Origin of the sequence: Sabulicella glaciei (assembly GCF_026183895.1) — a bacterium.
Classification (GTDB): Bacteria; Pseudomonadota; Alphaproteobacteria; order Acetobacterales; family Acetobacteraceae; genus Roseococcus; species Roseococcus glaciei.
The window spans coordinates 50,213-71,312 of record NZ_JAPFQI010000010.1 but is presented as its reverse complement, the minus strand read 5'-3'; the positions used below and the strand labels follow the sequence as shown (position 1 = coordinate 71,312).

The 21,100-nt window shown below is 72.4% G+C and carries 25 protein-coding genes; 17 read left to right on the top strand and 8 right to left on the bottom strand.

All coding sequences use genetic code 11. The features are described from left to right. Positions 1 to 309: a hypothetical protein gene (locus OF850_RS13650; RefSeq protein WP_301590766.1), complete on the top strand. Its 309-nt coding sequence runs from the start codon at positions 1 to 3 to the stop codon at positions 307 to 309. 100 nt (positions 310 to 409) lie between these two features. Here the strand turns inward: OF850_RS13650 and OF850_RS13645 are convergent, their stop codons facing one another. Both OF850_RS13645 and OF850_RS13640 read right to left on the bottom strand, forming a co-directional pair. After that, a complete protein-coding gene (locus tag OF850_RS13645) occupies positions 410 to 2,008 on the bottom strand; it encodes a DEAD/DEAH box helicase (protein WP_301590765.1) in 1,599 nt (532 codons plus the stop codon). Between the two features lie 49 nt (positions 2,009 to 2,057). Then, on the bottom strand, positions 2,058 to 3,227 hold the full coding sequence (locus OF850_RS13640) for a zinc-dependent alcohol dehydrogenase (protein ID WP_301590764.1): 1,170 nt from the start codon (positions 3,225 to 3,227) through the stop codon (positions 2,058 to 2,060). Positions 3,228 to 3,315: 88 nt separating this feature from the next. On the opposite strand from OF850_RS13640, the gene OF850_RS13635 reads away from it, so the two are divergent. The 7 genes from OF850_RS13635 (at position 3,316) to OF850_RS13605 (ending at position 7,924) form a co-directional block, all read left to right on the top strand. After that, positions 3,316 to 4,098 (top strand): SDR family NAD(P)-dependent oxidoreductase, encoded by a 783-nt coding sequence (locus OF850_RS13635; protein WP_301590763.1) that lies wholly within the window; start codon positions 3,316 to 3,318, stop codon positions 4,096 to 4,098. A gap of 10 nt (positions 4,099 to 4,108) precedes the next feature. After that, positions 4,109 to 5,005, top strand: coding sequence for a PfkB family carbohydrate kinase (locus OF850_RS13630; RefSeq protein WP_301590762.1), 897 nt, complete (start codon positions 4,109 to 4,111; stop codon positions 5,003 to 5,005). 46 nt (positions 5,006 to 5,051) lie between these two features. Next, the gene (locus OF850_RS13625) at positions 5,052 to 5,249 is read left to right on the top strand and encodes a heavy-metal-associated domain-containing protein (RefSeq protein WP_301590761.1); all 198 of its coding nucleotides are present in this window, start codon (positions 5,052 to 5,054) and stop codon (positions 5,247 to 5,249) included. Further along, positions 5,246 to 5,563 carry a DUF305 domain-containing protein gene (locus OF850_RS13620; protein ID WP_301590760.1) on the top strand — a complete coding sequence of 106 codons (318 nt, stop codon included), beginning with the start codon at positions 5,246 to 5,248 and terminating at the stop codon, positions 5,561 to 5,563. Before OF850_RS13625 ends, OF850_RS13620 begins: the two co-directional genes overlap by 4 nt. 113 nt (positions 5,564 to 5,676) lie before the next feature. Then, the gene (locus OF850_RS13615; protein WP_301590759.1) at positions 5,677 to 6,441 is read left to right on the top strand and encodes a hypothetical protein; all 765 of its coding nucleotides are present in this window, start codon (positions 5,677 to 5,679) and stop codon (positions 6,439 to 6,441) included. After that, positions 6,438 to 6,833, top strand: a complete 396-nt coding sequence (locus OF850_RS13610; RefSeq protein WP_301590758.1) for a phage holin family protein — start codon at positions 6,438 to 6,440, stop codon at positions 6,831 to 6,833. Before OF850_RS13615 ends, OF850_RS13610 begins: the two co-directional genes overlap by 4 nt. Beyond that, positions 6,830 to 7,924 (top strand): DUF3618 domain-containing protein, encoded by a 1,095-nt coding sequence (locus tag OF850_RS13605; protein ID WP_301590757.1) that lies wholly within the window; start codon positions 6,830 to 6,832, stop codon positions 7,922 to 7,924. Before OF850_RS13610 ends, OF850_RS13605 begins: the two co-directional genes overlap by 4 nt. Positions 7,925 to 7,994: 70 nt before the next feature. On the opposite strand, the gene nhaA is transcribed toward OF850_RS13605, so the two are convergent. Both nhaA and OF850_RS13595 read right to left on the bottom strand, forming a co-directional pair. Continuing rightward, positions 7,995 to 9,236: a Na+/H+ antiporter NhaA gene (nhaA, locus tag OF850_RS13600; RefSeq protein ID WP_301590756.1), complete on the bottom strand. Its 1,242-nt coding sequence runs from the start codon at positions 9,234 to 9,236 to the stop codon at positions 7,995 to 7,997. Between the two features lie 99 nt (positions 9,237 to 9,335). Next, positions 9,336 to 10,913, bottom strand: a complete 1,578-nt coding sequence (locus OF850_RS13595) for a sensor histidine kinase (protein WP_301590755.1) — start codon at positions 10,911 to 10,913, stop codon at positions 9,336 to 9,338. A gap of 156 nt (positions 10,914 to 11,069) precedes the next feature. Here OF850_RS13595 and OF850_RS13590 point away from each other — a divergent pair, with 156 nt between their 5' ends. From OF850_RS13590 to OF850_RS13575, 4 genes are all read left to right on the top strand, one after another. After that, positions 11,070 to 13,763, top strand: a complete 2,694-nt coding sequence (locus OF850_RS13590; RefSeq protein WP_301590753.1) for a hybrid sensor histidine kinase/response regulator — start codon at positions 11,070 to 11,072, stop codon at positions 13,761 to 13,763. 37 nt (positions 13,764 to 13,800) lie between these two features. Then, positions 13,801 to 13,986, top strand: coding sequence for a hypothetical protein (locus tag OF850_RS13585; protein WP_301590752.1), 186 nt, complete (start codon positions 13,801 to 13,803; stop codon positions 13,984 to 13,986). Positions 13,987 to 14,020: 34 nt separating this feature from the next. Beyond that, positions 14,021 to 14,659: a TetR/AcrR family transcriptional regulator gene (locus OF850_RS13580; RefSeq protein WP_301590751.1), complete on the top strand. Its 639-nt coding sequence runs from the start codon at positions 14,021 to 14,023 to the stop codon at positions 14,657 to 14,659. A gap of 74 nt (positions 14,660 to 14,733) precedes the next feature. Next, complete coding sequence (locus OF850_RS13575; protein WP_301590750.1) at positions 14,734 to 15,141, top strand: phasin family protein; 408 nt, start codon at positions 14,734 to 14,736, stop codon at positions 15,139 to 15,141. A gap of 139 nt (positions 15,142 to 15,280) precedes the next feature. Here OF850_RS13575 and rho read toward each other — a convergent pair whose 3' ends face one another. From rho to OF850_RS13555, 4 genes are all read right to left on the bottom strand, one after another. Then, entirely contained in the window at positions 15,281 to 16,561 is a 1,281-nt protein-coding gene (rho, locus tag OF850_RS13570) for a transcription termination factor Rho (protein ID WP_301590749.1), read from the bottom strand. Positions 16,562 to 16,673: 112 nt separating this feature from the next. After that, positions 16,674 to 17,147, bottom strand: a complete 474-nt coding sequence (locus tag OF850_RS13565; RefSeq protein ID WP_301590748.1) for a hypothetical protein — start codon at positions 17,145 to 17,147, stop codon at positions 16,674 to 16,676. A gap of 2 nt (positions 17,148 to 17,149) precedes the next feature. After that, complete coding sequence (hemJ, locus tag OF850_RS13560; RefSeq protein WP_301590747.1) at positions 17,150 to 17,599, bottom strand: protoporphyrinogen oxidase HemJ; 450 nt, start codon at positions 17,597 to 17,599, stop codon at positions 17,150 to 17,152. Next, positions 17,596 to 18,096, bottom strand: a complete 501-nt coding sequence (locus OF850_RS13555; RefSeq protein ID WP_301590746.1) for a D-glycero-alpha-D-manno-heptose-1,7-bisphosphate 7-phosphatase — start codon at positions 18,094 to 18,096, stop codon at positions 17,596 to 17,598. Before OF850_RS13555 ends, hemJ begins: the two co-directional genes overlap by 4 nt. A 48-nt stretch (positions 18,097 to 18,144) precedes the next feature. On the opposite strand from OF850_RS13555, the gene hisB reads away from it, so the two are divergent. From hisB to hisA, 5 genes are read left to right on the top strand one after another with little or no spacing between them, the layout of a single operon-like run. Then, positions 18,145 to 18,744: an imidazoleglycerol-phosphate dehydratase HisB gene (gene hisB / locus OF850_RS13550; protein WP_301590745.1), complete on the top strand. Its 600-nt coding sequence runs from the start codon at positions 18,145 to 18,147 to the stop codon at positions 18,742 to 18,744. Then, positions 18,744 to 19,109, top strand: a complete 366-nt coding sequence (locus OF850_RS13545) for a DUF2628 domain-containing protein (protein ID WP_301590744.1) — start codon at positions 18,744 to 18,746, stop codon at positions 19,107 to 19,109. The genes hisB and OF850_RS13545 overlap by 1 nt, the downstream gene beginning before the upstream one ends. After that, positions 19,106 to 19,753, top strand: a complete 648-nt coding sequence (gene hisH, locus OF850_RS13540) for an imidazole glycerol phosphate synthase subunit HisH (RefSeq protein WP_301590743.1) — start codon at positions 19,106 to 19,108, stop codon at positions 19,751 to 19,753. The genes OF850_RS13545 and hisH overlap by 4 nt, the downstream gene beginning before the upstream one ends. Continuing rightward, the gene (locus tag OF850_RS13535; RefSeq protein WP_301590742.1) at positions 19,741 to 20,316 is read left to right on the top strand and encodes a GNAT family N-acetyltransferase; all 576 of its coding nucleotides are present in this window, start codon (positions 19,741 to 19,743) and stop codon (positions 20,314 to 20,316) included. Before hisH ends, OF850_RS13535 begins: the two co-directional genes overlap by 13 nt. Continuing rightward, complete coding sequence (gene hisA / locus OF850_RS13530; RefSeq protein WP_301590741.1) at positions 20,313 to 21,038, top strand: 1-(5-phosphoribosyl)-5-[(5-phosphoribosylamino)methylideneamino]imidazole-4-carboxamide isomerase; 726 nt, start codon at positions 20,313 to 20,315, stop codon at positions 21,036 to 21,038. Before OF850_RS13535 ends, hisA begins: the two co-directional genes overlap by 4 nt. Positions 21,039 to 21,100: the final 62 nt, after the last annotated feature.

Sequence of the window (21,100 nt, the reverse complement as noted above, 5' to 3'; positions counted from 1 at the left end):
ATGAGACGCCGCATCCTCCTCCTCGCCGCCCTTGCCCCGCTGCCGGCCCTCGCGCAAAGCCAGGTCGGCGCCGCCCCGCCCATCGACCCGCCGCCGCGCCCCGGCACGGCCCCGATGCCCGACCGCCGCTTCCCCAGCGCCGAGCAGGCCGCGCAACCTGAGACGCGCCTGATCCCTGCCGTGCCGGGCACGCGCAGCCCCACGCGCGGATCGAGCTTCGCCGACCGCGACGCCAACCCGGAGCGGATGAGCAACACGCAGGCGCTGCGGCCCGAGCCTGGCGTCTCGCTCACCGCGCCGCTGCGCTGAGGCTCGAGGCGATCCAGCGGCCCGAGCGCCCGAACGGGCGCCGCCGCGCCCCGCCCGGCGACTGAGGGGCACGAAGGCAGAGCCTTCGTGCGGCCAGGAACTACCGCATCTTCTCGATGCGCACCTGTCCGTCCTGCCCGCCCACGGGCCGGCGGATGGCGGTGGCGAAGCGGGGCACGACGCGCGGGTCCACCTCGAACTGCGTTTCGCGGCCGAGGATGCGGATTCGGCCGATCGCCTCGCGCGTCACGTGGCCGCGCCGGCACAGGAAGGGCAGAAGCCATTTCGGGTCGGCCCCGTCGTCGCGCCCCACATCCATGCGAAACCAGTTGCCGCCGCCCGTGTCCTCGCGCCGCTCGCGCGGGGGCGGGGCCTGGCGTTCCGGCGCATCGGCCAGCTCCTCCGGCGCGGGAAGGGGCGCGCGCAGGAGTTTCACGAAAGCGGAGGCCAGGGCGTCCGGGCTCGCCTCCGCGACCAGCTGCGCGGCCAGGGCGGCGTCGCCATCCTCCCGCTCCTCGGCGAGCAGGGCCTTGGCCTGGACCAGGAGCCGCTCGGCGTCGCGCGCGCGCACCGCCTCGGCATTGGGGGCCGGCACGGTGGAGACGCGCAGCTTCGCGCCCGCAAACAGGCGCTCCGCGATGCGGCGCCGGTTGTGCGGCACCACCAGCCAGCTCACCCCCTTGCGTCCGGCGCGGCCGGTGCGGCCCGAGCGGTGCAGCAGCGTCTCGGAATCACGCGGCAGCTCGGCATGCAGCACGAGGCCGAGATCGGGCAGGTCGATGCCGCGCGCCGCCACGTCGGTCGCGACGCAGATGCGCGCGCGGCCGTCGCGGAGCGATTGCAGCGCGCGGGTGCGCTCGGATTGCGACAGCTCGCCGGACAGGGCGACGGTGGGGAAGCCGCGCTCGGTGAGGTTGGCGTGCAGCCGGTTCACCGCGGCGCGCGTGGCGCAGAACACCATGGCGAGGCGCGGATCCTCCAGGCGGAGGATGTTCACCACCGCGCGCTCCACCTCGTGCGGGGCCACGAGGCTGGCGCGGTACTCGATGTCGACGTGCTGGCGGCTTTCGCTCCCCACCTCGATGCGCATCGCGTCGCGCTGGTACTGCTTCGCCAGCGTGGCGATGGGCTTGGGCACGGTGGCGCTGAACATCAGCGTCCGCCGCTCGGCCGGGGCGGCGTCGAGGATGGCCTCCAGCTCCTCGCGGAAGCCGAGGTCGAGCATCTCGTCCGCCTCGTCCAGCACCACGGCCTTCAGCGCGGTGGCGTCGAGGTTGCCGCGCTCGATGTGGTCGCGCATGCGGCCCGGCGTGCCGACCACGAGGTGCGCGCCGCGCTGGAGCACGCGTCGCTCGGCGATCGGGTCCATGCCGCCCACGGCGGCCGCGACGACGCCGCCGGCGCGGGCATAGAGCCAAGTCAGCTCCGCGCGCACCTGCAGGGCCAGCTCGCGCGTCGGCGCGACGACCAGCGCCAGGGGCTGCCCCGCGCGCGGGAGGCGCGGCGCGTCGCCCAGCAGCTCGCTGGCCAGCGCCAGGCCATAGGCGACCGTCTTGCCCGACCCGGTCTGCGCGGAGACGAGCAGGTCGCGCCCCGTGGTTTCTTCCGCCAGCACGGCGGACTGGACGGGGGTGGGCTCGGCATAGCCGCGCTCGGCCAGGGCGGAGGCGAGCGTTTCGGGCAGGGAGGGGAAAGCCATGGCGCGGTTTACGCGGGTTCCCGGCGGAAGGGGAACCCGCGCCCTTTCATCAGGGCCGGAGGATGACCTTGATGCACCCGTCCTTCTTGTCGCGGAACGTGTTGTAGAGGCCCGGCGCGTCCTCCAGCGACCCGCGATGGGTGATGACGAAGGAGGGGTCGATCTCGCCCCGCTCGATCCGTTCCAGCAGCAGCGGCATGTACCGCTGCACCGGGGTCTGGGCCATCTTGAAGGTGATGCCGCGGTTGATTGCGCTGCCGAGGGGCACCTTGTCCAGGAAGCCGCCATACACCCCGACGATCGAGACGGTGCCGAAGTTGCGGCAGCAGTGGATCGCCTGGCGCAGCACGTGCGGCTGGTCCGTGCCCATGAAGGTCGCGACCTTCACCCGGTCCACCGCCGCCATGAGCGAGGAGGTGGGCGAGGGCTCGGTGCCCACTGCGTCGATGCAGGCATCGGCGCCGCGGCCATGGGTGCGCTGCATGATGGCGTCGTAGATGTCCTCCTCGCGGAAGTTCAGCGTCTCGGCGCCGGCCTGCTTCGCCATCTCCAGCCGTTCCGGCACGTCGTCGATGGCGATGACGCGCTCCGCGCCCAGCAGGATGGCGGAGCGGATGGCGAATTGCCCGACCGGGCCGCAGCCCCAGATGGCGATCGTCTCGCCGCCCTTGATGTCGCAGAAATCGGCGGCCATGTAGCCGGTCGGGAAGATGTCCGACAGGAACAGCGCCTGCTCGTCCGTGATGTGGGACGGGACCTTGATCGGCCCGACATCGGCATAGGGCACGCGCAGGTATTCCGCCTGCCCGCCCGGGATGCCGCCCAGCATGTGCGAATAGCCGAACAGCGCGGCAGGGGAGTTGCCCCACATCTCGCGCGCCATCTCGAAGTTGGGGTTGGAGCGCTCGCAGCCCGAGTAGTAGCCGCGCGTGCAGAAGAAGCACTCGCCGCAGGAGATGGTGAAGGGCACCACCACGCGGTCGCCCACCTTCAGGTTGCGGCATTCGGGGCCGACCTCGACCACCTCGCCCATCGTCTCGTGCCCGACCACGTCGCCCGACTTCATGGTGGGCATGATCCCGTCCATGAGATGCAGGTCGGAGCCGCAGATGGCGCAGGACGTCACCCGGATGATGCAGTCGCGCGGCTGCTCGATCTTGGGGTCAGGCACGGACTCGCAGCGCATGTCCATCTTGCCGTGCCAGGTGATCGCCTTCATCGCCGCCTCCGTCCTGTGTGACCGGGGCAACGCCGCGCGGGAGGGGGCGTTGCGGGGGGGAACCATTCCCTCGCAAGGAAACACTGCCATGAGCGGCAAGCCTCTCGCCCTTGTCACGGGCGCGTCCACCGGCATCGGCCTCGAACTTGCCCGCATCGCGGCGCGGGAGGGACACGACCTCGTGATCTGTGCCGACGAGGCGCGCATCGAGGAGGCCGCGACCGAATTGCGCGGCATGGGCGCCGAGGTGACGGCGGTGGAGGCCGACCTGGCGACGGAGGAAGGTGTGTTCCGCCTCCATTCGGCGCTGGGCAGCCGGCGGGTGGACGTGCTTTGCGCCAATGCCGGGCGCGGGCTGGGCCATGCCTTCCTGGACCAGGAGTGGAAGGAGGTGCGGCGCGTCGTGGACACCAACGTCACCGGCACCATCATGCTGATCCAGAAGATCGGGCAGGAGATGCGGCAGGCCGGCGCGGGGCGCATCCTCATCACCGGCTCGGTGGCTGGCTACCTGCCGGGCTCCTTCCAGGCTGTCTACAACGGCACCAAGGCCTTCATCGACAGCTTCTCCGCCGCCCTGCGCAACGAGGTGCAGGAGCACGGCATCTCCGTCACCTGCCTGATGCCGGGCGCCACGGAAACGGAATTCTTCGAGCGCGCGGGCATGGAGGACACCAAGGTCGGCGCGGGGTCGAAGGACGACGCGGCCGCCGTGGCGGAGACCGGCTGGAAGGCGATGCAGAAAGGCGACGGCCAGGTGGTGCACGGCTTCATGAACAAGGTGCAGACCACCCTGGCCAACGTCACCCCTGCCGCGGTGCTGGCGCAGCAGCACCGCAAGCAAGCCGAGCCCGGCTCGGCGAAGGAGTGAGGCGGACGGGATGGCGGCGCCGCGCGTGATCTGCCTGGGCAGCGCCGTCACCGACCACGTGTTCCGGGTGGACGAGGTGCCGACCGCCCCGGCCAAGGCCCGCGCCGGCGACTACCGCGCGATGATCGGCGGCATGGCGGCCAATGCCGCCATCGCCGTGGCGCGGCTGGGCGGCCGGGCCGCGCTGTGGGGCCGGCTGGGCGACGACCCGAATGGCGAGGCGGCGCGTGAGGCGCTGGAGGCGGAAGGGGTGGATGTTTCCGCCCTGCGCCTTTTTCCCGACGCCCGCTCGCCCGTCTCCGCCGTCATCGTGGACCGGTTCGGCGAGCGGGTGACGCTGGGCTGGCGCGGCGAGAACCTGCCCACCGACCCAGGCTCCCTGCCGCTGGAGGCCCTGGCGGAAGCCCAGGCGCTGCACTGCGACCCCCGCTGGCCAGAGGCCGCCGCGCGCGCCCTGGATGCCGCCGGCGAGCGCGGCCTTTCCTCCGTCCTGGACGGGGAGCGGGGCGAGACGCGCATTCTGCGCGACCTGGCGCCGCGCGCCACCCATGCGGTGTTCTCCGCCCCCGGCCTCGGCAACTACGCGCCTGGCCTGCGCCCGGCCGAGGCGCTGCGCCGCGCGGCGGGGGAGGGGCGGACGATCCTGGCCGCCGTGACGCGGGGCGAGAAACCGACCCTCTGGCTGCTCCGGGGCGAGGAGACGATGCGGGAGATGCCGATCTTTCCCGTCCAGGCCACCAACACCACCGGGGCGGGCGACGTGTTCCACGGCGCGCTGGCCTTGGCGCTGGCCGAGGGGCAGGAGCCGGAGGCGGCGCTGCGCTTCGCCTCGGCCGCGGGGGCGCTGCGGGCGCGGGACGGGGAAACGCCGCACCGCCCGGCCCTGGAGGCGATGCTGCGCGCCTGACCGCCGCGTGGCAAAACCTTCGCCTCCCCCTGGAGGTTATCCCGCCATGATCCGCATCCGCATCGAGAACATGACCTGCGACGGCTGCGCCTGCGGCGTCGCCGCCACGTTGCGCGAGGCGGCGCCGGACGCCGCGGTCGAGGTGTCGCTCGAGCAGCGCGAGGCGCGGGTGGAGGCGCCCGACGCCGCTCCCCTCCTGGCCGCGCTGCAGGATGACGGGTGGGAAGCGAAGGAGGTTCCATGATGCGTCCGGTCCTGGCCCTTGGCGGAGCGCTGCTCCTGGGGGCCTGCACCCTGCCCCCGCACGACCGCTATTACGGCTGGTCGATGGTGGAGGAGGACGATGACGACGACGTCGAGATCGTCACCTCCGGCAATCCCGACGTGGATTTCCTGCGCGCGATGATCGCGCACCAGCAGGAAGGGACGGCCATGGCGGCCGAGGCGGCAAGCGAGACGCAGAACCCGCAGCTTCGCAACCTCGCGCGGCGGCTGGAGCGGCAGGGAAGGCGCGACACGGCGCGGATGGAGGCGCTGGAGCGGCGCCTCGCGCCCTAAGGGGTCTTTGGGGGCGAGGGGCCAACCTTCCCCTCCCCCTCAACCGAAACGCCCCTGGATGGTTGTGCCCGCACAGCACGCAGACTCTTCGTTCCCGACTCCAGGAGGCCAGAATGAGCGACAGACCCGGTGGCGCCGATACGCCCCGCGCGACCCTGACGGGCGCCCTTGAGGATGCGAAGCACCTCGCCCACCGCGCCAAGGACGAGGCCGCCGAGACGGCGAGCCACGTGAAGGACCGTGCCGTCGGCCTCGCCCAGGAGGCCCGCGCCCAGGGCGAGGAGATCCTCGGCTCGGCGCGCGAGCAGGCCGAGGATTTCGTGGAACAAGGCAAGGAACGTGGCGCCGGTGCGGCCTCGGCCTTTGCCCAGGCGATCCACCGCATCGGCTCCGACCTCGACGAGGGCGCGCCGGAGATCGGACGCCACATCCACCGTGCCGCCGACGCGGCCGAGGGCATCGCCCAGGCCCTGCGCGAGCGCTCGATGGGCGAGCTGATGGGCGACGTTTCCGCCTTCGCCCGCCGCAACCCGACGGCGTTCTTCGCCATCGCCGCCGTGGCGGGCTTCGCGCTGGCGCGCTTCCTCAAGAGCGCCCCGCCCGCCCCCCGCCGTGCCCAGATGGCGCCGGGCTGGGTGGACCACGACGTGCAGGAAACGCCGCGCCCCGCCACCATGGCGGCGGCCTCGCTGGGGGGTGCCGTGGCGCACCGCGCCAACCCGGCGGGCGGCCAGCCCGGCACCATGCCGCAGGCGACCACCACTTCCGGCGGCACCGGACCCGGCGCCTCGTCCTCCGGGCTCAGCACGCCGAATATCGGCTCCTCGTCCGGCGGCACCTCGCCGGTGCCCAACCAGAACTCAGGCACGCCGCTATGAGGGAGAACACCGAACGCTCGGTCGCCGACCTGCTCGGCGACCTGGTGGACCAGACCACCACGCTGGTGCGCAAGGAGGTCCAGCTCGCCCGCGCGGAGCTGGGCGAGAAGGCGGGGCAGGTCAGCTCCGCCGTCATCTCGCTCGGCGCCGGGATGGTGCTGGCGATCGGCGCGCTGATCGCCCTCACCCAGGCGGCGATCGCCGCGCTGGTGGAGTATGCCGGGCTGTCCGCCACCGTCTCCGCCCTGATCGTCGCCGCGGTGCTGGCGCTGATCGGCTTCCTCGTGGTGCGCGGCGGCATCGCCACGCTCCGGTCCTTCAACATCACCCCAGACCGCACGGCGACGCAGCTTTCGCGTGACGCCCAGGTCGTCAAGGAGCAGGTGCGATGAGCGGCAACACCGACCCCGGCGACAAGAGCCCAGCCGAGCTGGAGCGCGAAGTGGAGCAGACCCGCAACAACGTGTCCGAGACGCTGGACACGCTGCGCGAGAAGCTGCGCCCCTCCCAGATCATGGATGAAGTCATGGGCGAAGCGACAGACTGGATCCGCGGCTCCGGCGGGACGGAGTTCGTGTCCAACCTCGGCGCCACGGTGCGCGACAACCCGCTGCCGGTGGTGCTGATCGGCGTCGGCGTCGCCTGGATGCTGCTGGGCGGCCGCTCCTCGCGCGACGCGGATGACTACTACGACTCCCAGCGCACGGCGCGGGCGGTGCCGCAGGGCGGAAGCCGGAGCCACACCCGCACCTACCGCATGCAGCATGAGCCGGTGCACTCCTCCGCCGGGCCGGTGCGGCGCTTCATGAACGATGCGCGCGACGCCATCGCCTCCGGCCCCTCGGCCGTGGCCTCGGCGGTGGGGGACGCCGCGTCGCGCGCGGCTTCCGCCGTGTCCGGGGCGGCGTCCTCGGCCGCCTCGGCCGTGTCGGGCGCCGCTTCCTCGGCCGCTTCCACGGTCAGCAGCGCCATGCCGTCGGGCTCCTCGTCCTCGTCGTCCTATGGCTCCTCCTCCTACGGCTCCTCGGGGTCGGGCGGCGGGATCGGCGCGCATGTGTCGCATCTGACCGGGCAGGTCGGTGACATGGCGAGCGACGTGGCGGACCGCGCCGCGCGGCAATACCGCCAGGCCGAGCCCTTCCTGTACGGCGCGCTGGGCCTCGCCATCGGCGCGGGCATCGGCGCGCTGCTGCCGGCGACCGAGGTGGAGAACCGCCTGCTGGGCGAGAAGCGCGAGGCTGCCTTCGATGCCGCGCGCGAAAGTATCGACACGGTGCGCCACATCGCCGAGGACAAGATCGCCGAGGCGCGGGACACCATCGTCGAGACCTATGAGGGCGCGATGGAGCAGCTGGACCGCGAGAGCCTGGTGGATGCGCCACGCATCATCGCCGACGCGGCGTCCAAGGTCGGCGAGGCGGCGCAGGACACGCTGCGCTCCGCCGCCACCGAAGCGAAGCGCGGCCTCTCCGGCCAGGGCTGAGACCCTTCCGGAAAAGCGAACCCCCGGGACTCGCGTCCCGGGGGTTTTTTCGTGGCGCGGTGCCGGCGGGCTACCGGCTGGCCGTTCCCTTCGCCGGCGCCCCGGCGCGGATCTGGTCCGGCGTCGGCACGTCGCGCGGGGCGACGCGCAGGATGGCCCAGCCGATCAGCCCCGCCAGCAGCGAGCCGCAGAGGATGCCGACTTTCACCTCGTTCTGCATGTGGAGGTTGTCCGCGAAGGCCAGCATCCCGATGAACAGGCTCATGGTGAAGCCGATGCCGCAAAGCAGCGACACGCCCAGCATCTGCATCCGTCCCGCGCCCATCGGCATGTCGGCGTAGCCGAGGCGGATCACCAGCGCGGCGGAGCCATAGACGCCGATCAGCTTGCCGAGGACGAGACCGAGCGCCACGCCCAGCGTCAGGTGGTCGGTCAGCGCGTCGACGGTCATGCCCGCGAAGGACACGCCCGCATTGGCGAAGCCGAAGATTGGGATGATGGCGAAGGTCACCCAGGGGTGCAGCGCATGCTCCAGCCGATGCAGCGGCGAGCCGTGCATGTCGTCCGGGTGCGCCGGGTTGGGGCGGATCGGGATGGTGAAGGCCAGCACGACGCCCGCGATGGTGGCATGGACGCCGGAGCGCAGCACGAAGAACCACAGGATCGCGCCCAGGATCATGAAGGGCCACAGGTTCCGCACCCCCGCGCGCCCCATGCCGAACAGCACGGCCGTGACCGCGGCGGCCAGCGCCAGGTCCAGCGTGGACAGGTCGCTCGTGTAGAACAGGGCGATGATCACCACCGCGCCCAGGTCGTCGATGATGGCCAGCGCGGTGAGGAAGATCTTGAGCGACACCGGCACCCGGTCGCCCAGCAGCGCCAGCACGCCGAGGGCGAAGGCGATGTCGGTCGCGGCCGGGATGGCCCAGCCGCGCGAGGCCACGGGGTCGTTCCAGTTGAAGAGGAGGAAGATCACCGCCGGCACGGCCATGCCGCCCGCCGCCGCCACGCCGGGCAGGACGCGGCGGCTCCAGGTCGCGAGCTGGCCGTCCAGCACCTCGCGCTTGATCTCGAGGCCGACGAGCAGGAAGAACACCGCCATCAGCGCGTCGTTGATCCAGTGCTGGACGCTGAGCGGGCCGAGATAGGCGTGGATCGCGCCGAAATATGCCTCCGAGAGCGGCGAGTTCGCGACGACGAGCGCGAGCGCCGCGGCGCCCATGAGGACCAGTCCGCCTGAGGCGGAATTGTCCAGGAAGGCGCGCAGCATCGAAGGCGGGCGGTGGTCGTCGGTCCTCGCGGGGGCGGCCATGCGCGTGTCTCCTGAAGCGTTTCGCGACAGCGCCCATAGATGGCGCGCCGGGGCATGGCAAGGAAGCTTCGGCGCCGCGAAGCCGCTTTTCGCCGCGCTTCAGGCGGCGGGCAGGGCCAGGGTGACGGTCGTTCCGCGACCCGGCTGCGTATCGATCGCCGCCTCGCCTCCCGAGTCCTGCGCGAAGCCGAAGACCTGCGCGAGGCCGAGCCCGGTGCCCTTGCCCTCCCCCTTGGTGCTGAAGAAGGGCTCGAAGGCGCGAGACGCCACTGCCGGCGCCATGCCGGTGCCGGTGTCGCCGACGGCGAGGCAGACCTGCCGTCCCCTTTCCGCCGCGCGGCCGAAGGTCCGCAAGGTGAGGCGCCCGCCCTTCGGCATGGCGTCGCGCGCATTGACGACGAGGTTCAGCACCGCCGCCTCCAGCGGGCCGGGATCGGCGAAGGCATGGGGCAGGGCGGGGTCGAGGTCGAGCACCAGCTCGATATGCGCGCCGAGCGAGCGTTCCAGCAGCGCGCCCATGGCGGCGATGCGGGCATTGAGGTCGAAGCCCTCGGGGGTCCGGGTCCCGCGCCGCGCGAAGGCGAGCAGCCTGCCGCACACATCCTGCGCCGCGCGCGCCGCCTCCGTCATGCCGGACAGGACCATCTGGCGTCCGCGCTCGTCCAGCGTCTCGCGCTCCAGCAGCGACACGCCGCTCATGATGACCTGGAGCCAGTTGACGAAGTCGTGCGCCACGCCGCCGGTCAGCTGCCCCAGCGCGGCCAGGCGCTCGGCGCGCCGCGCCTCCTCCCGCGCCTGGGCAAGTTCGGTGGCGCGGGCCTCGGCCAGGGCACGGAACCGCGCCTCGCTGTGCGCCAGCGCCTCGCGCGCCGCGCGAAGCTCGGTGATGTCGAGATGGGCGCCGCGCATCCGCAGCGCCCGCCCCGCGGCATCGCGCTCGATCTCGGCGCGGGCGTAGATCCAGCGCTCCTCCCCCTCGGGCGTCAGGATGCGGTATTCCTGCTCGTAGTGGGTCGTGGGCGCGAAGTCGCGCACCGCCTCCAGGAAGTGGCGCTCGGCACGCTCGCGATCCTCCGGATGGAGGCGCGCGACCCAGTCCCGATGCTGCTCCGTGCGCGCGGCGGCCGGATGGCCTTGCAGCACCATGTATTCGGGCGAGCGGAGATTGGCGCCCGTCGCGAGGTCGATCTCGAACCCGCCGACGCGGCCGATGCGCTGCACGCGCCGCAGCCGCGACTCGCTCGCCGCCAGCGCTTCCTGCACCTGGCGGCGCGGCGTGACGTCCAGCGCGATGCCGCGCCAGGGCGTCACGGCGGGTCCCGACCCCTCCGCCCGGCCGACGAGGCGCACCCAGCGCGGCTCCATCCCCTCCTCGGCGCGCAGCCGGTACTCGATGTGGAACTCGGTCGCGCCTCCCAGCGCCGCGTCGAACTCGCGCTCGACCCGGTCCTTGTCCTCGGGATGCAGCAGGGCGCACCACTGGGCGCGCAGGACCAGCGGCGCCTCGGGCAGGCCGTGCAGCGCGTGCATCCGCGCATCCCAGGAGGCGGCGCCGGTCCCGGGGTCGAGGCGCCAGGTGGCGAGGCCGCCCAGGGCAAGCGCCTCCTCCAGCACCGCGAGGCGCTGCGTCCCATCGGCCACCCGCGCCGCGTCAGGGGTGCGGGCCAACTCGTTCACGCGGGGCGCCGCGATGCTTGGGCGTGGGGCTGCACCCTCGTGTCCCTCCCAGGCCACCGGAATCGGCCGCCGCGGCCCCAATATGTGGCACCCTGTCCCCTTTCGGAAGGGGCGTCGCGCAACGCTTGCCTCGCCCCGCACGCTCTGCGATGGAGGATGGCGCGCGCCGCGCCGCCCTTCCGCCGGAGGCCGCCCCTGGACCCCATTCGCGCCGACGCTGCACAGCCACCGCGACGCGGGCTCCGCCTCTCGCTGGCCGCGCTCGCGCTCGTCGCGCTGCTGCCCCTCGCCCTCTGGGCGTGGGTCGCGCTGGAAGGGCGTTCCCGCGCCCTGGCGAGCGCCGAGGCGGAGATGGGCCGCGCCACCGCCATCCTGGCGGAACAGGCGCTGCGCCTGCTGGAAAGCCAGTCCACCGTGCTGGAGCTGGTGGATCAGGTCGCGGGTGAGCGCGCCTGCCCGGAGCTGCGCTTCGATCCCTCCATGCGCGCCTTCCTTCGCACCGCCGCGCATCAGGCGGCGCAGACCGAGGCGGCCTGGATCATCAACGCGGACGGGACGATCTGCCTCGGCAGCCGCGCCGGGCAGCTGGATGACCTGTCCCGGGCCGAGCGCGGCTACTTCACCGGCGCGCGGGACGCCCCGCGGGGCCATACCCACATCGAGCGGGCGATGACAAGCATGGCCGACGGCCTGCCCTTCTTCAGCCTGTCGCGCCGCCGCGGCGAGGACCGTTTCGACGGCATCATCGTGATCACCGTGGACCTGAGCGGGCTCGTGGCGTACTGGGGCCGCACTGTCGCGGTCCTGCCGTCCCAGCGGGTGGCGATGCTGCGGGCCGATGGCGCCTTCATCGCCCGGTCCTGGGCACCCATGGTGCCCGCGCCCGATGAGCGGATGGAGGCGGGGCTGGCCGCGCTGTGGGGCGAGGCGCCGCAGGGCGGCGGGCTCGGCATCGTTTCGCCGGTCGACCACAACCAGCGCATCGCCTCCTGGCGCCGCCTGCCGGGCTGGGACGTGGTGGTGACGAGCAGCATGGCGGCGGAGGAGGCGCTGCGCCCCTGGCGCCGCTTCACCCTGCTGTCTGGCTTGGTCGCCCTCGGCATTTCGACCCTGCTGGCCGCCTTCCTTTGGACCGTCGCGCGCGCGAGGATGCGGCTGGAGGAGGCCAATGCCGCGCTGGAAGGGCGGGTGGCGCAGCGCACCGCGCAGCTTCGCGAAAGCGAGGCGCGGTTCCGCGCCATCACCGACGCCATGCCGCAGATCGTCTGGTCCACCCGCGCCGACGGGTTCCACGATTTCTACAATCGCCGCTGGTACGAATACACCGGCACCACGCCGGAGCAGGTCCACGGCATGGGGTGGGCGCCCGTCTTCCATCCCGAGGACCAGCCGCAGGCCTGGGCGCGCTGGCGCCGCTCGCTCGACACGGGCGAGCCCTACGAGGTGGAGTACCGGCTGCGCGCCACCGATGGCAGCTATCGCTGGATGCTGGGGCGCGCCCTGCCGGTGCGCGACGATACGGGCGAGATCCTGCGCTGGTTCGGCACCTGCACCGACATCCAGGAGATCGTGGAGGCGCGCGAGGTGCTGGCCCGGTCGCGCGCGGAGCTGGAGACGCTGATCCAGGGCCGCACCCGCGACCTCCAGGCCACCCAGGCCCGGCTCGCCCAGGCGCAGCGCATGGAGGCGCTGGGCCAGCTGGCCGGCGGCATCGCGCACGACTTCAACAACGTCCTCCAGGCCGTGCAGGGCGGCGCCGGGCTGATCGAGCGCCGGCCGGGCGAGGCGGCCTCGGTGCACCGCCTGGCGCGCATGGTGGTGGAGGCGGCGGAGCGCGGCGCCTCCATCACGCGCCGCCTCCTGGCCTTCGCGCGGCGCGGCGACCTGCGCGCCGAGCCGGTGGAGGCCGCGCCGCTGCTGGCCGACATGGCGGAGATCCTGCGCCACACGCTGGGCACCGGGATCGAGCTGCGCGTCGAGGCGCCGGAGGGGCTGCCGCCGCTGCTGGCCGACAAGGGGCAGCTGGAAACCGTGCTGGTGAACCTCGCCACCAATGCGCGCGACGCGATGGACGGGCAGGGGCGGCTGACCCTTTCCGCCGCCACGGACTCCCCGCGCGAGGACGGGGCGCCAGGGCGGCCGGTGACGCTGCGGGCCGGGTCCTATGTGCGGCTTTCCGTGTCCGACACCGGCACCGGCATGTCGCCGGAGATCGTCGCCCGCGCGACGGAGCCCTTCTTCACCACCAAGCCGCCGGGCCAGGGCACGGGGCTCGGCCTCGCCATCGTGCGCGGCTTCGCCGAGCAGTCCGGTGGCGCCCTGGGCATCGAGAGCGCTTCGGGACGCGGCACCGCCGTCCATCTCTGGCTGCCCCTCGCGGAGGCCGAGGCGAGCGGGGAGCCTCCTTCCGTCGCCCCGGCCGAGGCGCCGCGCGACGGGGTGCGCGCGCGGCTGATGCTGGTGGACGACGACGCGGTGGTGCGTGGCGTGACCGCGGAACAGCTGGCCGAGGCCGGCTACGCGGTGCGGCAGGCGGCGGATGGCCCCTCTGCCCTGGCCTTGCTGGACGCGGGCGAGGCGGTGGACCTGCTGGTGTCGGACCTGTCCATGCCCGGAATGGACGGGGTGAGCTTGGTTCGCGCGGCGCAGCGCCGGCGCCCGCGCCTGCCCGCCATCCTGCTGACCGGCTTCGCGACCCATGCGGCGGAGCTGGCGCTGGGCGGGGCGTTGAGCGGCACCTTCTCCCTGCTGCGCAAGCCCGTGACGGCAGAGCAGCTGGCGGAGCGCGTCGCCGTGCTGCTGGAAGGTTCCGGCGTCGCGGATGCAGCCCCACCTTCGCGGAAACGTTAAGGCCGCAACGGTTTCCCCATCAGAGGAGGAAGGACCGATGGCCGACTCGAAACGCGAGTTGATCGATACCGGAACCGACAAGCGCTACGTGCGGCGCGACGAGGAGGGCCGGTTCAAGGAATCCGACGACGTGGGCCGCTCGCTGAGCCAGGACGTGAAGCGGAAGGCCTCGATGGAAGCCAAGAAGGGCCAGGGCGACAAGGGCGACCGCAAGAAGGGTTGAGGCGGCGGCCCGCGCCGTTGCACCATCCCGCCGCATGAGCGCGACCGACAGCCCCAACGCCCTTCCTTCCGACGCCGATGCCGCGGTGATCGCCGCCTTCTGGCGCGTCCTCGCCAGCCAGGGCTGGCACCGCCTGTCCATGCGCGAGGTGGCGGCGGAGGCCGGCATCACCAGCGCCGCGCTGCGGCGGCGCTTCACCACGCCACACGCCATCCTGGTCGCCCATGCCCGTGCGGTGGACGCCGCCGTGCTGGAAGGCACGGTGGACGACCCGCATTCCACGCCGCGCGACCGGTTGTTCGACGCGATCATGCGGCGCCTCGACGAGCTGCAGCCGCATCGCGATGGCGTCCTGCGCCTGTTGCGCGACCTGCCGGGCGCCCCCCTGACGGCGATGTTCCTGGCGGCGGAAACCGCGGCCTCCATGGCCTGGATGCTGGAGGCGTCGGGGATCAACGCGTCCGGCGTGCGGGGGCTGGCGCGGATCAAGGGGCTGGGCCTCGTGTGGCTCGATGCGCTGCGTGCCTGGTCGCGCGACGAGAACCCCGACCTTTCCGGCACCATGGCGGCGCTGGACCGCACCCTGGACCGGGCCGACCGCGCGGCCCGGATCCTGGGGCTGGGCGAGGCGCCGGTGCAGATGCCGGAGGAAACCCCGCCCGAACCCGTTTGACCTCCGCGCGTTCCCCTTCCTAGGGTGCTTGTGCCTGTCCAGGCAGCAAGGCTTCACCCACGGAGGAGAGCGCGATGTCGGGCTTCAACATGAACGAGATGATGAAGGGCTTCGGGCAGATGCCCGACATGCAGGCTCTGGCGGAGGCGCAGCGACGCAACCTGGAAGCCTTGGCCGCTGCGAACCGTGTCGCGATGGAAGGGGCGCAGGCCCTGGCCCGGCGCAACATGGAAATGCTGCAGCAGACCATGACGGAGATGACCGAGGCGGCGCAGCGCCTGGCCTCCGCAGAGGCCTCGCCCCAGGCCAAGGCGGCGCAGCAGGCGGAGATGATGAAGGCGGCCTATGAGCGCGCCGTGTCGAACATGAGGGAGATCGCCGACCTCATCCAGAAGAGCAACGGCGAGGCGGTCGGCCTGCTCAATCGACGCTTCACCGAGGCGATGGAAGAGGTGAAGACGCTAATGAAGCCGGGCAGCTAGACGACCGGCCTCGGTCCTTCCTCCGGCCGCAACGCGGCCGGCGCGCGGCTCGGCACCTTCCCGGCCGCGCCCTTGCCTGAGCGCGCGAGCCAAGAGGCCCGGCGCCCGAGGGCAGGCAAATGACCTGAGCGCGAAGCGCTCAGGTGTTCATGGCGTCGAAGAAGTCCTGGTTGGTCTTGCTGTACTTCAGCTTGTCCTGCAGGAACTCCATCGCATCCTGCACGCCCATCGGGTTCAGGATGCGGCGCAGCACCCACATCTTGCTGAGCGTGCCGCGATCCACCAGCAGCTCCTCCTTGCGGGTGCCGCTCTTGGTGATGTCGATCGCCGGGAAGACGCGCTTGTCGGAGAGCTTGCGGTCCAGCACGATCTCCGAGTTGCCGGTGCCCTTGAACTCCTCGAAGATCACCTCGTCCATGCGGCTGCCGGTGTCGATCAGCGCGGTGGCGATGATGGTGAGCGAGCCGCCTTCTTCGATGTTGCGCGCCGCGCCGAAGAAGCGCTTCGGCCGCTGCAGCGCGTTGGCGTCCACGCCGCCCGTCAGCACCTTGCCGGAGGAGGGCACGACCGAGTTGTAGGCGCGGCCCAGGCGGGTGATGGAATCCAGCAGGATCACCACGTCGCGCTTGTGCTCGACCAGGCGCTTCGCCTTCTCCAGCACCATCTCCGTCACCTGGACGTGGCGCGTCGCCGGCTCGTCGAAGGTGGAGGCCACGACCTCGCCGCGCACGGTGCGGGCCATGTCGGTCACTTCCTCCGGCCGCTCGTCGATCAGCAGCACCATGAGGAAGACGTCGGGGTTGTTGGCGGTGATGCTCTTGGCGATGGTTTGCAGCATCACCGTCTTGCCGGTGCGCGGCGGCGCCACGATCAGCGCGCGCTGGCCCATGCCGATGGGGGCGATCAGGTCGATGACGCGGTGCGTCATGTCCTTCATCGCGCCCTTGGCGGCAGGCGTCGCCTCCAGCTCCGGATTCTCCATCTGGAGGCGCCGGTTGGGGTAGAGCGGGGTGAGGTTGTCGAAGTTGATACGGTGGCGCAGCGCTTCCGGCTGCTCGAAATTCACCGCCGTCACCTTCAGCATGGCGAAGTAGCGCTCGCCATCCTTGGGGGCGCGGATCTGGCCCTCGACCGTATCGCCGGTGCGCAGGCCGAAGCGGCGCACCTGCGCCGGGCTCACGTAGATGTCGTCGGGACCGGGGAGGAAGTTCGCCTGCGGCGAGCGGAGATAGCCGAAGCCGTCGGAAAGGATCTCGAGCGTGCCATCGCCATAGATGGCCTGGTCGTTGTCCGCGAGCGTCTTGAGGACGGCGAACATGATGTCCTGCTTGCGGAGGACGGAGGCGTTCTCGACGCCAAGCTCCTCGGCGAAGGCGAGGAGTTCGGGCGGCGTCTTGGCCTTGAGTTCGGAAAGGTGCATCGGATGTCCGGAATGGGGATGCGGGCGGCGGACACGGCAGGCCCCGCAGGGCTGTGACGCATCGGCGGCGGACGGAAGGGAGGAGCCGGCGCGGAGCGACGGCCCCCCGAAGCTAGGCAGGGCGCTGCCCCGCGTCAACCGGCAGGCGGCGGGAAGCCAGGAGCAGGGCCAGCGCCAGGCCGAGCGCCGCCCCCTCGGCCGGCAGGCCCAGCCCGACTTCCGATGCGATCACCAGCGCGTTGAACCCGGCATGGAGGGGCAGGGAGGCGCGCAGCACCCCATAGCGGGCGGCGAACCCGGCGAGCGCCGCGTGCAGGGCGACGGAGGCCAGCCCGCCGGCCCAGGCGCCGCTCTGCCAAAGCTTGAACCCGCCCTCCAGCAGCCCGAAGCCCAGCCCGACCGGCAGCCACGGCAGGCGGAACCAGGCGACGCAAAGGCGCTTAGCCCCCTCCTCCATCGCGGGCGCGACCAGCACCGCCATCAGCGGCAGCGCGGGGGCGAGGGCGACGGCCAGCGGCAGCAGCGCCAGCTCCGCCGCGAAGGCCATGAAGAAAGCAGCGGCCGAGGCGGCTGCGGCGCGGCCCATGATCAGAACGGCTTCGCGATGACCATGGTGACGATGACGATCAGCAGCAGGGTCGGCACCTCGTTCAGGAAGCGCCAGCCGCGCTCGGTCAGGGGGCGGCCCCCCGCCTCGAAGCCGCGGCGCTGCCGGGCCAGCACCATGTGGAAGCCGGTCATCAGCAGGACGGAGGACAGCTTGGCGTGCCACCACCCGGCCCGCCAATCCACCACGCCGGGGGTGAGGACCAGCAGCAGGCCGAACACCCAGGTGGCGATCATGGCCGGGTTCATGATGGCGCGCAGCAGGCGCCGCTCCATGAGCACGAAGCGCTGATGCTCCGTCCCGTCGCCCGGGACCTGGTGGTGGTAGATGAACAGGCGCGGCAGGTAGAACAGCCCCGCCATCCACGCCACCATGGAAATGACGTGCAGCGACTTGGTCCAGGGATAGGCCGCGGCCAGGAACCCGCTCACCGGCCGAGGATCCCGGCCACGAATTCATCCAGGTCCCCGCCGGGAAACAGGTGCCCCGGGATGCCCGCCGCCGCAGCAGCCCGGAGGTCGGTGTCGCGGTCGCCGACCATGAAGGAGCCCTCGCGCCGCAGGGGGAAGAAGCGCAGGAGGTCGAGGATCATTCCGGGCCCGGGCTTCCGGCGCTCCGAATCGCGCCGGTAGTGGCCCTGCCCTGCCTCCGGGTGGTGCGGGCAATGGGCGAAGGCGGTGATCCGCCCCCCGGCCTCGCGCGCCAGGTCGCGCAGCCACAGATGCATCCGCGCCACGTCCGCCTCCCCGTAGAGGCCGCGCCCGACCCCGGCCTGGTTGGTGACGACGCAGACCGCCAGCCCGGCCTCGTGCAGCCGCCGCAGCCCGGCCAGGGCGCCGGGGATGAGGCGCGCCTCCTCCGGGCGGTGGGGGTAGCCCGTGTCCTCGATCAGCACGCCGTCGCGGTCCAGGAAGGCGGCAGGTCTCATCGCCCCTGTGTAGCCATCCGGCCGCGCCGGGACTAGACAACCCAGGCCATGCCGCCCCGCCAAGCCACGATCACGCGCCGCACCGCCGAGACCGACATCTCCGCCCGCCTGTCCCTGGACGGGACGGGCGAGGCGCGCATCGCCACGGGCATCGGCTTCCTGGACCACATGCTGCACGCGCTCACGCGCCACGCCCTGCTGGACCTCGACCTGGAGGCGAAGGGCGACCTCCACATCGACTTCCACCACACCACGGAGGATTGCGGCATCGTGCTGGGCCAGGCGCTGCGGCAGGCGCTGGGCGAGAAGCGCGGCATCCGCCGCTACGGCCACGCCATCCTGCCGATGGACGAGGCGCTGGCCGAGGCGGCGCTGGACATTTCCGGCCGGCCCTTCCTGGCCTGGACCGTGCCCTTCGCGCGCCCCAAGGTCGGCGAGATGGACACGGAACTCTTTGAGGAGTTCTTCCGCGCCTTCGCCTTCAATGCCGGCATCACGCTGCACGTGACGCTCAAGGCCGGGACCAACGCGCACCACGTCGCCGAGGCCTGCTTCAAGGCGGTGGCGCGGGCGCTGCGCATGGCGGTGGAGCCCGACCCGCGCGCGGCGGATTCCGTTCCCTCCACCAAGGGCGTTCTGGAGGCCTGATGCGCAGCTGGACCCTGCACCTGCCGCCCGAGGGCGCGGCGAAGGGCCCCGTGCTGCTGCGCGAGGGCTTTTCCTGGGGCGCCTTCCTGTTCGGCCCCTTCTGGCTGTGGTGGCACCGATGCTGGCTCGCCGGGCTGGCGGCGTTCCTGCTGCTGGTGGCGCTGAACTTCGTGCCGGGATCGATGGGGCTGGCGCTGGTGCTGGCCGCGCACATCCTGCTGGGGCTGCACGGGCGCGATCTCCGGCGCTGGACGATGGAGCGGCGCGGCTGGCGCCTCTCCCACGTGGTGCTGGCGAAGGACGAGGAGTCGGCGCTGGCGCGGCTCTTCCGCAAGGCGCCCGCCGTGGCGGCGCTCTGGCGATGAGGCGCGTGGTCATCGTGGACCCGGGCTCGGGCAACCTCGCCTCCGTGCGGCGGGCGGTGGAGCGCGCGGCCGAAGCGCCGCTCCAGGTGGAGCTGGTGCGCGAGGCTTCGGCGCTGCACGGCGCGGATGCGATCATCATGCCGGGGCAGGGCGCCTTCGCCGCCTGCCGCGCCGGGCTGGACGCGCTGGAGGGCATGGTCGGTGCGCTCTACGAGGCGGTGCGGGTGCGCGCGACGCCCTTCCTGGGCATCTGCGTCGGCATGCAGCTCCTGGCCGAGCGGGGGCTGGAGCACGGGGAAACCCCCGGCCTCGCTTGGTTGCAGGGCGAGGTCGCGCCGATGGACCCGCGCGGCCTTGAGGGCGAGGCGCTGCCCCTGCCGCAGATGGGCTGGAACGGGCTGGACTTCGCGCCGGGCGCGCACCCGCTGCTGGCGGGGCTGGAACCGGGCGACCACGCCTATTTCGTCCATTCCTATTCCTGGCGCGGCACGGCGTCGAACCAGGTGCTGGCGACCACGGATTACGGCGGCCCGGTGGTCGCCATCGTCGGCGAGGGCAACATCGCGGGCACCCAGTTCCACGTCGAGAAATCGGCCGCCACCGGCCTTTCCATCCTGCGGAACTTCCTCGCATGGCGACCGTGACGCACCGCCTCGCGGTCGAGCGCGCCGAATCGCTCGATCCGCATGACCTCGCCGCGCTGTGCGAGGCGACCAACGCCGCCATCATGGAAGGCGGCGGCTTCGGCTGGGTGGAGGCGCAAAGCCGCGCCGCGCTGGAACGCCATTTCCGCGGCGCCCTGCTGGTGCCCGAGCGCGAGCTGTTCATCGCCCGGCTGGATGGCGAGGTCGTGGGCTCCGCGCAGCTGGTCCGCCCGCCCCGCAACAACGAGGCGCAGGCCTTCAGCGCCACCCTGACCCACGCCTTCATCGCCCCCTATGCGCGCGGCCACGGCCTCGCGCGGCTGCTGGTGCGGCGGCTGGAGGAGCGGGCGGCGGCGCAGGGCGTGCGGGTGCTGAACCTCGACGTGCGGGCGACGCAGGAGACCGCCATCACCCTGTTCGAGGGGCTTGGCTACACGCGCTGGGGCACCCATCCCGCCTATGCGCGGGTGAATGGCCAGACCGTTTCGGGCTTCTTCTACTACCGCGTGCTGGAAACGCCGCGCGGCCGCTCCACCGAGGCGGCGCTGGGACCGATCGAATGAGCTTCACCCTGTATCCCGCCATCGACCTCAAGGGCGGCGAGGTGGTCCGGCTGCGGCGCGGCGCGATGGAGGAGGCGACGGTCTTCTCCGCCGATCCCGGCGCCCAGGCCGCTGCGTTCGGGGCGCAGGGCTTCCCCTGGGTGCACGTGGTGGACCTCGACGGCGCCTTCGCCGGCCGCCCCGCCAATGCGGAGGCCGTGTCGCGCATCCTCGCCGCCACGGCGGCACCGGTGCAGCTGGGCGGCGGCATCCGCACGCTGGACACGGCGCGCGCCTGGATCGAGGCGGGGGTGGCGCGGATCATCCTCGGCTCCGCGGCGGTGAAGGATCCGGGCTTCGTGCGGGCGGCGGCGCGGGAATGGCCGAGCCGCGTCGCGGTGGGCATCGACGCGCGCGACGGCATGGTGGCGACGGAAGGCTGGGCGGAAACCAGCGACCTGTCCGCGCGCGACCTCGCGCTGCGCTTCGCCGATGCGGGCGTCGCCGCGATCATCTTCACCGACATCGCGCGCGACGGGATGCTGGGCGGCGTGAACGTGGAGGCGACGGCGGCGCTGGCGCGCGACGTTCCAGTGCCCGTCATCGCCTCGGGCGGCGCCGCGTCGCTCGACGACATCCGCGCGCTCAAGGAGACCGGCGTGGTGGCGGGCTGCATCCTGGGCCGCGCGCTGTATGACGGGCGCATCATCCCGCACGAGGCGCTGGCCCTGGCGGCTGCGTGAAGTTCCGCACTTGACCCTGGCGGCATGGGGTTCCATTTCGTTCCGCCGGAACCTGGCGTCCG

What these genes read in the sequence shown, in the direction of transcription:
- nhaA (WP_301590756.1), bottom strand. Translation starts at nt 9,236, where the DNA reads ATGGCCGCCCCCGCGAGGACCGACGACCACCGCCCGCCTTCGATGCTG.
- OF850_RS13640 (WP_301590764.1), bottom strand. Translation starts at nt 3,227, where the DNA reads ATGAAGGCGATCACCTGGCACGGCAAGATGGACATGCGCTGCGAGTCC.
- OF850_RS13620 (WP_301590760.1), top strand. Translation starts at nt 5,246, where the DNA reads ATGATGCGTCCGGTCCTGGCCCTTGGCGGAGCGCTGCTCCTGGGGGCC.
- rho (WP_301590749.1), bottom strand. Translation starts at nt 16,561, where the DNA reads ATGCACCTTTCCGAACTCAAGGCCAAGACGCCGCCCGAACTCCTCGCC.
- OF850_RS13615 (WP_301590759.1), top strand. Translation starts at nt 5,677, where the DNA reads ATGAGCGACAGACCCGGTGGCGCCGATACGCCCCGCGCGACCCTGACG.
- OF850_RS13580 (WP_301590751.1), top strand. Translation starts at nt 14,021, where the DNA reads ATGAGCGCGACCGACAGCCCCAACGCCCTTCCTTCCGACGCCGATGCC.
- hisH (WP_301590743.1), top strand. Translation starts at nt 19,106, where the DNA reads ATGAGGCGCGTGGTCATCGTGGACCCGGGCTCGGGCAACCTCGCCTCC.
- OF850_RS13575 (WP_301590750.1), top strand. Translation starts at nt 14,734, where the DNA reads ATGTCGGGCTTCAACATGAACGAGATGATGAAGGGCTTCGGGCAGATG.
- hisB (WP_301590745.1), top strand. Translation starts at nt 18,145, where the DNA reads ATGCCGCCCCGCCAAGCCACGATCACGCGCCGCACCGCCGAGACCGAC.
- OF850_RS13535 (WP_301590742.1), top strand. Translation starts at nt 19,741, where the DNA reads ATGGCGACCGTGACGCACCGCCTCGCGGTCGAGCGCGCCGAATCGCTC.
- OF850_RS13630 (WP_301590762.1), top strand. Translation starts at nt 4,109, where the DNA reads ATGGCGGCGCCGCGCGTGATCTGCCTGGGCAGCGCCGTCACCGACCAC.
- OF850_RS13610 (WP_301590758.1), top strand. Translation starts at nt 6,438, where the DNA reads ATGAGGGAGAACACCGAACGCTCGGTCGCCGACCTGCTCGGCGACCTG.
- OF850_RS13555 (WP_301590746.1), bottom strand. Translation starts at nt 18,096, where the DNA reads ATGAGACCTGCCGCCTTCCTGGACCGCGACGGCGTGCTGATCGAGGAC.
- OF850_RS13650 (WP_301590766.1), top strand. Translation starts at nt 1, where the DNA reads ATGAGACGCCGCATCCTCCTCCTCGCCGCCCTTGCCCCGCTGCCGGCC.
- OF850_RS13645 (WP_301590765.1), bottom strand. Translation starts at nt 2,008, where the DNA reads ATGGCTTTCCCCTCCCTGCCCGAAACGCTCGCCTCCGCCCTGGCCGAG.
- OF850_RS13565 (WP_301590748.1), bottom strand. Translation starts at nt 17,147, where the DNA reads ATGGGCCGCGCCGCAGCCGCCTCGGCCGCTGCTTTCTTCATGGCCTTC.
- OF850_RS13605 (WP_301590757.1), top strand. Translation starts at nt 6,830, where the DNA reads ATGAGCGGCAACACCGACCCCGGCGACAAGAGCCCAGCCGAGCTGGAG.
- OF850_RS13545 (WP_301590744.1), top strand. Translation starts at nt 18,744, where the DNA reads ATGCGCAGCTGGACCCTGCACCTGCCGCCCGAGGGCGCGGCGAAGGGC.
- hisA (WP_301590741.1), top strand. Translation starts at nt 20,313, where the DNA reads ATGAGCTTCACCCTGTATCCCGCCATCGACCTCAAGGGCGGCGAGGTG.
- OF850_RS13590 (WP_301590753.1), top strand. Translation starts at nt 11,070, where the DNA reads ATGGCGCGCGCCGCGCCGCCCTTCCGCCGGAGGCCGCCCCTGGACCCC.
- OF850_RS13635 (WP_301590763.1), top strand. Translation starts at nt 3,316, where the DNA reads ATGAGCGGCAAGCCTCTCGCCCTTGTCACGGGCGCGTCCACCGGCATC.
- OF850_RS13585 (WP_301590752.1), top strand. Translation starts at nt 13,801, where the DNA reads ATGGCCGACTCGAAACGCGAGTTGATCGATACCGGAACCGACAAGCGC.
- OF850_RS13625 (WP_301590761.1), top strand. Translation starts at nt 5,052, where the DNA reads ATGATCCGCATCCGCATCGAGAACATGACCTGCGACGGCTGCGCCTGC.